The following is a 12,025-nucleotide window of genomic DNA, read 5'->3' as shown; positions in this document are numbered from 1 at the left end:
TTTGCCCTATTCCTGTTCGACCCAGCTGTTGATCGACGCGATCTCGCTGTTGCGCCACAGGTAGCCGTTTGACCACAGGTAGCCGTTGCGCCACAGGTAGCCACTCGACTCGGCAAAGCTGTTGCGCCACAGGTAGCCATCGGCGTTGACGCTGTTGGTCCACAGGTAGCCCGCCGACCAGAGGTAGCCGTTGCGCCAAAGGTAGCCGTTCGACCACAGGTAGCCCTGGCCGGAGACGCCGCCGTTGCGCCACAGGTAGCCATCCATGTCCATCAGGTAAAAGTCATCTTCTTCATTCTGGTTGGCCGGGCCACCAAAGTGCATGCTGCCGTCGAGATCGGCTTTAACATCCAGGCCATTGTTGGCGCAGTCATAGTTGCTGGCGTACACGGCGTCGTGTGCATTTGCCAGACCGGCACCCTGCTGGAAAATACTGTAAGCCAGCGTGCCGTCGTCATCGAGCGCGGGCCGTGCGCTGCTCATGATCTTGCACTTGACCTGGTCCGGGGTCAGTCCCGGTTCGGCCTGCAGAACCAGTGCCGCGATGCCGCTGACAATGGCTGCTGCCTGCGAAGTACCGGACATCGAGAAGAACGATGCACCGTTGTAAAACTCGGGGTGGGTCAGCGCGATCTGCGAGTCACCCTCCATCGCCGCCATGATGTGGCCTCCGGGCGCCACCACTTCCGGCTTGACGAAGCCTTCGAATGTCGGGCCCGCTGAAGAGAATCGTGCGAGACGATCATCGGTCGGGTCAGCCGGCGTGTCGTTGTCGGTCATTGCGCCGACGGTAATAACGTAGGGCACATTGCCGGGTACACCGATGGTTTGCGCTTCAGGGCCGGTGTTTCCGGCCGACGCTACTACGACGATGCCGGCATCCCATGCGGCCATCACTGCCTGGTTGAGCGGGTCTTCCCAATAATGCGACTGTGGCGCAGCGCTCAGCGACATATTGATGACCCGAATATTCCAGGTGGCGGCATTGTCGATCGCCCACTGCACGCCGCGTATCACATCGGCGTAGGTACCCCGACCTTCGGCGTCGAACACTTTCACCGAAACCAGGTCGACGTCCGGTGCAATGCCGTTGTACTTGCCGGCATTGGACAGCTTGCTGTTGAAGCCGGCGCTGGCGACGTGCGAGCCATGCCCGCTGTCGTCGTTATCAAACTCCTCCATACCGGAGTAGCCCCTGCGCTTGTTGTAGGAGCCGGTCGTGAGGCGGTCGGTACGGGCATCGTAAGCCGCCTTGATCCGGAATTTGCCATTGGTGTTGCCGGACAGCCCCGGGCCGGTGTAGATGCCTGAATCGATGACTGCCACGCCGACCCCGTTGCCGGTGATGCCCTGGGCATGCAGCCGGTCGGCGCCGATCAGCGCGGGATAGTGCGAGAAGGCGTCGCCGGGGACTTCATCGGTAGTCGGTTCGGGTTCCGGGTCTGATGTAGCCTCCACGGGGGCGCGCTCTTTCTGCTTGCGCGCCGCTGCTTCGGCAACCGCATTGGCATGCAGCCGCAGTGCCGGGTAATACTCTTTCAGCACATTGACTTCTTCGGCAGTCAGCCTGACGCCGAGCGCGTCAATGACCGGCAGCTCATGGGTAACTTCACCACCGGCGGCTTCCACAGCAGCGAGTAGTTCGTGATAGTCCGTTCCCTGCACGATATAGCTGGTGATGGCGCTGCTGCGGTCTGCGTGATCCGGCGTCGATGACGCCAGGCCGAGCGCCAGCAGGGCGGCCAGTGGAAGCGAGCTGATAAAGCGTTTGCGGTACATCCTGTGTCCTGATTTCGATCTGTGGACGCAATTTAATCAAAAACAGCCACTTATCGCCGTTAACGGCTAGAACACAGCGGGCGGCATTAGTGTGAGCTGCGTCACATAACCGCGTGTTAAACGAGCGTGGGCTCGTCGATCTTACAGAATCCGGCTAACCGACAGCAGGTTCGGTCGAGTCAACAGCACAAGTCGCAAGGAAGTTGCCTACGGCATCTGGCGGCAACGGCTGACTGAACAGGAATCCCTGCCCGGCGTCGCAGTCGTGTTCACGCAGAAAAGCGTATTGCGCATCGGTTTCGATGCCCTCCGCGACCACTGCCAGCCCGAGTTCACGGCCAAGCGCAATGATTCCGGCGCACAGTCGGCGCGATGTGATATCAGTGTCAATTTTCTGCGTGATTTTCTGATCAATCTTGACGCCATCGATTGGCAGAGTGGACAGTTCAGATAGCGAGACATGCCCCGTGCCCAGGTTATCCAGGACAAGGTGCAGACCCATCGCTTTCAGCTGCCGCAGCGTTGCCGGGGCCTGTTGGTGGCGCATCAGGGCCGCCTCGGTGAATTCCAGCTGCAGCCGATCACCCGTCAGCCCTGCGGCGTCGAGCGTTGCCCCGATCCGGGCGGGCAAATCCGGTAGCGCGAGTTCCGCCTCGGTCAGGTTGGTAGATACCACCGGTCGGGTAGCAATCGTTGTGTCGAGCTGGCCGGCGAATTGGCAGCACTGTTGCAAGATCCAGTATGAGATCTTGTTCATCAGCCCGACGGTCTCGGCCAGGGGTACAACCTGATCGGCAGCAAGCAGGCCGCGTACCGGGTGGCGCCACCGGAGTAGTGCCTCCAGTCCGGTCACGGCGCGATCGGCGAGTCTGACGCGTGGCAGGTAGTGCAGTTCAAACTGGCCTCGTTCCATCGCCCAGCGCAGTTCCTGCGCTGAGTCGGCCTGCCCCTGCGCCAGGGCCAGCAGGGCGTCGGAGTAGAAGATCCCTGTTTTTGCAGCATAGTCCTGCGCCTGCCGCACGGCAGCGCGAGCGTTGTTAAAGAGAGCCTCCGCATCGTCGCCGTCGTGTGGAAACAGTGCGATGCCGATGCGGGGCTCGACGCCAAGACTGAAATGCTTGCTGTTTATCGGCGCGGCAAACGACTCGCGCACCCGCCTGGCAACCTGCCGCGCTTCATCACGCGAGGTAATGCCGGCAAGGAGCAGCACAAATTCATCCCGCGCCACGCGCGCCAGCCTGTTGGACTGGTCTGATGGGCTCAACTGAATCAGCTGACCGGAATCGCGAAAGCACTTTTGCATGCGAGCGGCTATCTCGCGCAGCACGTCGTCCCCGGCCTTGCGGCCTAGCGACTCGTTGATGCGGGAGAAACGGTCGATATCGACATAGACCAGAGCCAGGTGACGCTCGCGGAGTCGTTCCTGTTCCAGCACCCGTTCCAGCTCGATCAGGAAGCGGTCGCAGGTTGCCAGCCCGGTCAAAGTATCGACAAATGTCGGAGTATCACTACTTTCGAGTCTGCGCAGGACAGCCAGCACGCGGTTGCGGCCGCGCACGAACAGCCTGGCTTCATAGCGAATTGCAGGATCGTCAAGTGTCAGGTTAAATGTGTGTGGCTGCCGATTGGCGAGTGTCTTGCGAACCTGCCTGACGAAGTCAGTGGCTACGGCTTCGGGCCAGCAGTCCCGCAGCTGTTTTCCATCCAGCGTATCCGGGCGCAACACCGTATCGCCCCTGCCGCCACCGATGTGCGCCTGCACCAGGCCTTTTGCGTCTACTTCAATAAACGTATCCGGCAAGGTCTCGAGCATGCCAAAAGCTGGTCGATCGGGGCTCATGTGGCGATTCTAGCGGCGTCGCGCAGCGCCGGACGGGAGCGCCATCACAGTCTGCTGCAAACGAATGGTCCTGATCGACGCTCAGAGAGGGCTGTGGCATGCTATTGCCAGCAAGTAGGACGCGAGCGCGCATGGAAAACCTTCGCTGGCTGGCCATCTCTGTGGTTCTATGGGCTGCGCCCGCTCCGGCCGCTCCAGCTGCCCTCGTTCCGGCGGCATCAGACCATATCAATCACCAGCGTTGGGTCGTACGTGACGGCCTGGTGCAGCAAACCGTTACCGATGTAATCGAGGCCAGTGACGGCTATTTGTGGCTGACTACATATGGCGGGCTGGCGCGCTTCGACGGTGTGCGCTTTGAAAATTACGTGCTGGAGGATGTGCCCGAGCTTGGCACCAACAAGCTCGTTTCATTGCTGGAAGACTCGAACCGAAACCTGTGGATCGGCACCGTAGAGGGCGGTGTGGTGCGCAGGAATGCGACTGGCTTTAAAGCTTTTGACAAGTCCGGCACGCCGCAGCTGGATATCCAGGATTTCGCCGAGGATGCCGAGGGTCATATCTGGGCCGCCGGGCACGGCCTGTCCCGGCTGGTCGCCGAGGGCAACCGCGAAGTGTTTGAACCGGTCACCGAGCCGGCCTGGTTGCCCGGGACCGAGGTGGGCGACCTGCTGGTGACAGCAGACGGCACACTATGGGCTGCCACTGCGCGCGGCCTGCTTAAAAAAGACGGTGACCGTTTCGTGCTGGTCAATGACAGCGACGCTGCGCGGCATGCGCGCGGACTGGTGAGTGACCTGGCTGGCCGGCTGTGGTTAATTTCGCGCCACGGCATATCTTATCTTGAGGGCGACAAGCTGATCGCGGCGCACGCGCTCGATGAGGCGGTGTACTCGGCGGCCCTGGATGAAGACGGCACTGTGCTGGCCGGTATCGCGTCCGGTTTGCTGCGCTTGACCGTCGAATCGGGTCGCGTCAGTGCCAGCAAAGTTGAGCTGCCGCACGATGACGAGTCGCTGCAAAGCGGTGTTACAGCTCTTTATCGCGATCGCGCCGGTAATGTCTGGGCGGGCACTAATTCATTCGGCCTGGTACGTATCAACCGCGTGGCATTCGCGCAGTATGAAGACCCACGCGGCCTGCAGCATGGCAGCGTGCTGCACCTTGCCAGCGACCCGCGTGGCGGTGTCTGGGTGCAGGGGCAGGAAGGGTGGTTGCTGCATGGCGCTGATGGAGTTTTTTCTGACCCGAGTGAAGTCAGCGGGTGGGCTGTGCCAACCGGTGCCAGCTTGCTGGGCGTTACTCGTGCAGGCTACCTGTGGCTGCATCGTGACGGCGAACTATTCCGTGTGCGTGGTTCCTTAACTTCGGGCTTTGCTACCGACAGCTACAGCGTCGATGTCGCCGGCGGCCTGGTGGAAGCTGCAGACGGGACGATCTGGTTTGGTGGAATCGGCAATATCCACCAGTTTGTGGATGAAAATTTTCTTACCCGGTCGGCGCCCGGAATTTCCGGCAAGGTGTTGCCTCAACTGGAAGCGAGTGATGGCAGTATCTGGTTTTTTACCGATGGTGCGCTCGGTCGCCTGTCAGGGCAGGGCGCCGCGGTAGTCTGGGAACTGGTCGGCCAGGGCAACCCGGCGCTGCGTGCCGAGTTGCGTTCGTTGCATGAAGATTCCAGCGGCACGATGTGGCTGTCGACCTACGGCAACGGGCTTGTCCGTCTTCGCAACGGGCAATTGCAGCAAATCGGCAAGACTCACGGGCTGGCGGAATTGTCGCTGGGGGGAATAGTCGAGGACGCCAGCCGCCGTCTATGGGTCAATTCGAATAGTGGGGTAATAATTATCCCCTTGGCGGAGGTCGGGCCGGATGAACCAGAGATTCGCGCGCGCCTGCTTGGCAGCCCGGAGACAAACGGGCCGGCAGCTGCCGTCGACGGGCAAGGCCGCATGTGGTTTCCGACGGTGCGCGGGCTTGTTGTCGCGGATCCCCGGCAGTACCTGCCTGATGCGACACCGCCGGTGGTTCACATCGAGCGCGTGTTGCTCGATGGCCGGGCGCTGGCGCCGCAGTCGATGATTCGCGTTCCGGCCGGGGTTCAGCGGATCACCGTCGACTACACCGGTATCTGGCTGCGGCAACCCGAGCTGGTCCGCTTCAGGTACCGGCTGACGGGCTACCAGGATGAGTGGATTGATGCAGGCAGCCAGCGCACAGCATTTTTTACCAAGGTCCCACCCGGCAATTATCAATTCGAAGTTGCGGCAGTCAGCGGAGATGGTGTCTGGGCAGGCGCCAGCGCTCCGCTGCCGATCGCCGTGGCCGCTCGTTATTACCAGACGCTCTGGTTCAGGGTGGGCGCCGTCGCGGCTGTTGTTATGTTGTTTTTCGGTCTGCACCGCCGCCGTGTCATCAACATCGAGCGTCACTCGCAAGAGTTGCAGAGGGAAATCGACAATCGCAAAAAGGCGGAACGCGAACGGGCGCTGATGGAGAGCAGCCTGATGGAGTCTTCGCGTATGGAATCGATTGGCCGTCTGGCTGGCGGTATCGCACACGATTTCAACAATGTGCTGACGGCCGTGCTTGGCCATGCCGAGCAGGCCAGGGACGGTCTTCCGTCAGATGCCGCCGAAGTCGATGTGCACCTCGACGGTATCGTCGACTGTAGTGAACGCGCGGCAGCTCTAACGCGTCAGCTGCTGGCGTTCAGCCGTCAGCAGGTGTTGTTGCCGCGTCAGGTTGATGCCAATGATGTTATCGGGCAGCTGCAGCCGATGCTGGAGCAGCTGTTGCCGGAGAACGTACACTTGCACTGGCTGCCGCAGCGAGACTTACCGGTAATTATGGTCGACCCGAGTCAGCTGGAGCAGGTCGTCATGAACCTGGTTCTTAATGCTCGTGATGCGATGCCCGAGGGCGGTACGATAACTATCGCTACTCGTACCAGGAGCGTCAGCGCAGAGCTCGCCTGGCCCACATCCAGCGTTAGTGCAGGGCATTACGTGGAAATCGATGTTAGCGACAGCGGCTATGGAATTGATCCGGACGTGCTGGCACGGGTATTCGACCCGTTTTTCACCACCAAGCAGCATGGCCACGGTACCGGCCTGGGTCTCGCATCGGTGCACGGGATTGTGACGCAGTCTGGCGGTCACGTGCGCGTGGACAGTACGCCACTGCAGGGAGCGCGGTTCCGCGTGTTGCTGCCGGTTACCGCGGGGAGCGCAAGCCGCCAGGGCCGGCCCCCGGAGCCATGCACGGGGGACCTGGACGGCGGTGAGAGTATCCTTGTTTGCGAGGACGACGATGGGATTCGATCAATGCTGGTCAATTCGCTACGCGGGCGCGGCTACCACGTGACTGCCGCAGCACAGCCAACTGCGCTGATGAGGCAGTTGCGCCACAACCGGCCAGTCGATCTGCTGATCACCGATATGATGCTGCCACAGCTCAGCGGGCAAGAGCTGGCCGATCAGCTCAGAAAGATTCATCCGCAGGCAGCAGTACTGTTTATCTCCGGTTATCCTGGCAACCAGCTTGAAGTAAGCTCGCAGGATACAGTCTTTCTGCAAAAGCCCTTCAAGCCATCAGTGTTGTTGCGCGTAGTGAGGGATGTACTGGACCAGAGAAGTGAACAGCGCTACATGCGCCTGGCATAACGGAACTAAACGTGTCGACAAGTAATGGCTACCGGTTACTGATAGTTGATGACTACAAAGAAGTAAGGTCGCTGGTATCACGCCAGCTGCAGCGACAAGGTTATGAGGTAGTCGAGGCAAATTGTGTAACGCAGGCTAAAAAGCTGCTGGCGTCTGATGTATTCGACCTTGTCATCACTGATGTCAGTCTGAACGACGGTAACGGCATAGACATGATGGCGGCAATCGAGCCGATGCCGAAAACCATTTTTATGTCCGGTTATATGCAACCGTCCATGACGGCAACGATGGAGCTGGAGGCAGGCCGGAACTTCATCTACAAGCCTTTCAAGATAAAAACTCTCGCGCAGATGGTGGGAACAGCAGTTAATAACGACGGCGATCAGAATTGACAAAAAATCTCGAGACCGCAGGTACTGCAAGCAGGTTGACTGACCCGCTGCCGGCTGAATTTTTCGAGTCAGCGCCCGATGCCACGCTGATTGTTAATCCGGCAGGTGTGGTGATGCATTCAAACCGTCGCGCTCGCACAATGTTTGCCGGAGAAGAGCTGGTTGGTGCTGACACGAGCCGTTTGGGGATTTCCGCTGACGATGGTGTTGCCCTGGTGCGCAACGGGGGCAAGCTTCTTGCCATCGATGTTGTTGCCCGACAAATTCAGCTGGGCCACGAGAGCTGGCAGTTGCTGGTTTTGCGCGATAGCCCGTCAGTGCCGGCAGAACGCGACCTGACGCGTGCATGGAAGAACCTGGCGCTTGGTGAAATCAATAATTCACTGGCGCATGAGCTCAACCAGCCCCTCGCAGCGGTAACGCTGCACTGCGAAGCCGCTGCGGCGGCAGCGGAGGATGCGGGAAACGCCGACCCAGAGTTGCTTGCGGAGCTGCAGCGCGCCACTGCTCAGGCATTTCGCGCCAGCAACGTTGTCACCCGGCTGCGGCAATTGTTTGTATTCGACATAGGGGCGACAGTAGCTGCCTGGCCAAACATGCTGGTGCAGGATGCTGTCCGGGGGTTTGTCGCGCACAGCGGGCCGAAAGACATCAGTTCCCGGCTTGCCGCCGGGTTACCACCGGTCGAGGTCAATGCAGGCCTGATCGTGCAGGCTTTGATCAGCCTGATGGGCAACGCAGCCAGTTTGGCACAGAGCGAACATGGTTCAATAGAAATTGCGACCGAACAAAGCGCTGGTGAAGTGTGTATCAGTATCACCGGTGCCGGCCTGCAGCTGGATACTGACGCGCAGCGATTCAGCCCGCTGAAAGACCGGCATGCGAGCTGGGCAGGACTGGAGTTTGCGATCTGCAGGAGGGTAATTGCGGCCCACGGCGGCCGGCTGGAAGTGAGCGGTCAATGTTGTGCCGGTGGCAAGGGTTGTTTTTGCGTTCGCCTGCCGGCGCAGGTCAGGGAGCAGTAACCTGGACGCACGGCAACAGACGGTTTTCATAGTCGACGATGACCCGGCAATACGCCAGTCGATGAGCAGCGCATTGACAAGGCGTAAGCTGTCGGTAGCCACGTTTGAGTCGGCCGCCCAATTCCTGGCTGAAGTTGACCCCGACCGGCCGGGCTGCCTGTTACTCGATCTGAGCATGCCGGAAATGGATGGCTTGCAGTTGCAGCAGGAGCTGTCGCAAAGAGGAATCACGCTGCCGATCATTTTTATAACCGGCCAGGGCGATATCCCGAATTCCGTCAGGGCGATAAAGGCCGGAGCGCTGGATTTCATGGAAAAGCCGTTTCGTCTCGAGGCGCTGCTGCAGAGGATAAACGAGGCTTTCGCGGCAGACGCCGGGGCGCGCGAGGCGCGTCAACGGCAAGAGGAAGACCGCAGCCGATTCCAGCGCCTGACGCCACGTGAACTGGATGTCATGAAGGCCATGATTGCCGGAGCCGCCACCAGCAAGGAGGTGGCGAAAGACCTTGGAATCAGCAACCGTACCGTCGATCATCACCGGGCACGCATAATGGAAAAGACCGGTGCCCGATCGGTAGCAGAGCTGGCCAGCCTCGCGGCACGCAGCAAAATTACCCACGATGACTAGCAGGCGTACTAGGCAACATTGCCTAGGTGATCTTGCTAATACAAAAATGTCAGGCCAGCTGCTTTACTGAAGTAGGCTGAGATGGATTTCAACCGCGGTCAACGGGGTTCCGGCAAGGATGCCGGCCCTTTTTCTGCGATTGCCTCGACCGCCCTGGCGAGGACCAAGGATCTGGAAAGCACAACAGCATTTACCCTGATAGCACCAGACACCGGTGATGACCCCGGTGAGCTGCGCTATTGGCATGAACTCCTGCAGGAGATCAGTCGCTCTGCCAGCCCTGTCGTGGTGGACCTGGCGAGAACGGAGCGCATGCTGAGCGAAATTGATGCCTTCATACTGGCAATCGAACTGGAAACGCTCGATGACCTGCGTTCGAAGCAGGTTGCTTTTGTAACCGGTAATCAGGGCGGGTGCCATTTCCTGGTCGAGTGCGCACGTAACCGCGGCTATTCGTGGTCGGTGTTTGACACCCTCGACGATGCGGCGGTGTGGCTGCACAAACCGGAGTCTGTAGTCGGCTGATCGGGCAACCACCAACTGACCGCCTCTGCCGCTAACCCGCGGGTGGATCCGCGCGCGCAATGACATCAATTTTTATCATGGTGACGCACGCCCCTGTCGCTTCGATCTGATAGCGAAAGAAAGAAGGAAACAGAAGAATCTCGCCGGGCTGCATTCGGTGCCAGTCGGTCGAACCAGTGTTCTCCCCAGGCTGGCCGAAGGCCACGCTTAATCCATGCTCGACAGAACCATTTTCTGGTCCCGGGTACACCAGCCCGCTAAGCCAGCTTGCAGCATGCCGCGGCGGTTGCCCGGAGACATCCGCGGTATGCAGGGCGAGACGCCAGGCCAGCGGCGCCGGCCACAGGTCGCCCAGGGATGGCAACGGCTGCCAGCTTTGTGGCCGTGCGGCAATGTATTGGCTGATGTGCTGACGCAGCACGGTCACCAGGTGAGCGACAGCCGCATCACGGGCCGGCAGCAGGCTCACGTCGTCAGAGTCTGCTGCCGAGCGGCTTAACTCATGAAGAAAATTGTCCTGCGACGTGCCTGGCGGAGCTGTCAGCGTCGCCGTGCTGACCATGCTGAAGTCGATAATGGCAGACGCTGGCGGCTGTTCGTCAATCTGTGCAAGCAGTCCGGCCATGGCGGAGAGGGCTTCAATGTGTCCCGGTTCCCGCCGCAGGCAATTTTCGAAGGCATGCCGGGCGCGGTCATGGTTGCCAGCGGCTGCCAGTGACGACCCGAGTCGGGCATAGACGTCTGGCTGGTGTGGCTGTAGCGTAAGGCTGCGTTTGAATGCTTCGACGGCCGCCCCATGTTTACTTGCAGCTGCCAGCGCGACACCGAGGTTGGTATGCGCCGGCGCAAGGTCCGGTTTCAATGTGATCGCATGCGTACTGAGTCGGGCGGCCCGCTCGCTATCCCCCATGTCATTCAACAGTCGTGCAATGCTGACCAGCAATGCAAGGTGATCGCCATCCAGCTCGATTGCCAACTCGTAGTTGCCCAGGGCAGCTACCGTGTCGCCAATTTTCTGCTGCAGTGTCGCCAGGTGCAGCAATGCGGCGAAGTGCGTGGGATCGGCGCTCACGGCAGCGCGGAATACCTCGATGGCCTCTTTTGGTCGTCCGGTTTGCTCCAGTAACTGTCCGAGGGCCACCGGATAATCGGGCTCGTTGCCGGCAAAACTGATTGCCGAGCGCAGTAGTGATTCTGCCGCCCTGATATTGCCCGCCCGGTGTGCGAGCATGCCGAGCTGGTACAAGGCACGATGGTCATCAGGCCTTTGCGACAGTGCTTCGCGATAGCACGCGGCGGCTTCGGTGAGCCTGCCAGCATGCTGCAGCGCGCGGCCGCGGCGATAAGCGTCTTTATTTGATGAAGAGTCGGTCATTCTGTCAGTCCTGTCCGCAGGATAACATTCACGCAGCCGCTACCGTGGCGGTATAGAATTGCAGGCACAGATGATTAACGTTCACATACGCAGCGAACGCGACCGATCGATGCGGATCGCGCATGGTATGTCCAGCAGTTTCTGCATCCCGGAGAGGCAGTCGACTGAGCAGGATGGTTTTTCATGCCTGCAGGGTATAGACGAGCAGGCAATCGATCCGGGAATAGTTTTCGATACGCATTCACACCGCGAGGTCGAAATACTGACCTACATCGTGGATGGCATTCTTGAGTATCACGACAGCTCGGGCAATCGCCAGCTGTTGCTTGGCGGCGAAGTGCAGCTGGTTTCAGCCGGCTCCGGTATCACACACAGCGAAGCTAATGCGTCACGCTCGGAGCAGCTGCATGTCGTGCAGGCCTGGTTGCGTCCCGACGGGCGGAGCAAGAGCAAAGTCGCATACGGGCAAAGTTATTTTTCCGACGATGCCAAGCTGGACAAGCTGTGTCTGCTGGCATCACCTGATGGCCGCGACGGTTCCCTGAGGGTTTCGGCTGACGCCCAGGTTTATGCAGCGGTGCTGCGCAGGAGCGATCCGGTCGTACATTTACGCAAGCCCCAGCGCCGTGTCTGGGTGCAAAGTGCACGCGGCGTACTGGTAGTCAACGGTATCGTGCTGGGTCCCGGCGACGCCGCCGCTGTTTTTGGCGACGAGGACAAATCGCTGCGCATCGAGGCCCGCGAGGAGGCCGAGTTCCTTCTTTTCGATATGCCCTAGCTGCCTGCTCGCATGTCG

The 12,025-nt window shown here is 60.1% G+C and carries 9 protein-coding genes; 6 read left to right on the top strand and 3 right to left on the bottom strand.

The window, feature by feature from the left end; translation table 11 throughout:
• Positions 1–6: 6 nt before the first annotated feature.
• Both HKN06_00160 and HKN06_00155 read right to left on the bottom strand, forming a co-directional pair.
• A complete protein-coding gene (locus HKN06_00160) occupies positions 7–1,779 on the bottom strand; it encodes a S8 family peptidase (protein NNF59718.1) in 1,773 nt (590 codons plus the stop codon).
• A 154-nt stretch (positions 1,780–1,933) separates the two neighbouring features.
• The gene (locus HKN06_00155; GenBank protein ID NNF59717.1) at positions 1,934–3,619 is read right to left on the bottom strand and encodes a bifunctional diguanylate cyclase/phosphodiesterase; all 1,686 of its coding nucleotides are present in this window, start codon (positions 3,617–3,619) and stop codon (positions 1,934–1,936) included.
• Between the two features lie 131 nt (positions 3,620–3,750).
• On the opposite strand from HKN06_00155, the gene HKN06_00150 reads away from it, so the two are divergent.
• The 5 genes from HKN06_00150 to HKN06_00130 all read left to right on the top strand — a co-directional run bounded on the left by HKN06_00150 (position 3,751) and on the right by HKN06_00130 (position 9,854).
• A complete protein-coding gene (locus HKN06_00150; protein ID NNF59716.1) occupies positions 3,751–7,284 on the top strand; it encodes a response regulator in 3,534 nt (1,177 codons plus the stop codon).
• Between the two features lie 11 nt (positions 7,285–7,295).
• Positions 7,296–7,676 (top strand): response regulator, encoded by a 381-nt coding sequence (locus HKN06_00145; protein ID NNF59715.1) that lies wholly within the window; start codon positions 7,296–7,298, stop codon positions 7,674–7,676.
• A gap of 35 nt (positions 7,677–7,711) precedes the next feature.
• Positions 7,712–8,701 carry a hypothetical protein gene (locus HKN06_00140; GenBank protein ID NNF59714.1) on the top strand — a complete coding sequence of 330 codons (990 nt, stop codon included), beginning with the start codon at positions 7,712–7,714 and terminating at the stop codon, positions 8,699–8,701.
• A gap of 61 nt (positions 8,702–8,762) precedes the next feature.
• Positions 8,763–9,329: a response regulator transcription factor gene (locus HKN06_00135; GenBank protein NNF59713.1), complete on the top strand. Its 567-nt coding sequence runs from the start codon at positions 8,763–8,765 to the stop codon at positions 9,327–9,329.
• A gap of 81 nt (positions 9,330–9,410) precedes the next feature.
• Entirely contained in the window at positions 9,411–9,854 is a 444-nt protein-coding gene (locus HKN06_00130; GenBank protein ID NNF59712.1) for a hypothetical protein, read from the top strand.
• 31 nt (positions 9,855–9,885) lie between these two features.
• Here HKN06_00130 and HKN06_00125 read toward each other — a convergent pair whose 3' ends face one another.
• Positions 9,886–11,229: a tetratricopeptide repeat protein gene (locus HKN06_00125; protein ID NNF59711.1), complete on the bottom strand. Its 1,344-nt coding sequence runs from the start codon at positions 11,227–11,229 to the stop codon at positions 9,886–9,888.
• Between the two features lie 70 nt (positions 11,230–11,299).
• Between HKN06_00125 and HKN06_00120 the strand changes: the two genes are divergently transcribed.
• Positions 11,300–12,007 (top strand): pirin family protein, encoded by a 708-nt coding sequence (locus HKN06_00120; GenBank protein NNF59710.1) that lies wholly within the window; start codon positions 11,300–11,302, stop codon positions 12,005–12,007.
• The last annotated feature ends 18 nt before the right edge of the window (positions 12,008–12,025 follow it).

Source organism: Gammaproteobacteria bacterium (genome assembly GCA_013003425.1).
In the GTDB taxonomy this organism is placed as follows: Bacteria; Pseudomonadota; Gammaproteobacteria; order Steroidobacterales; family JABDKV01; genus JABDJB01.
Note: the sequence above shows the minus strand (reverse complement) of the source record. Positions and strands in the feature narration are given on the sequence as shown.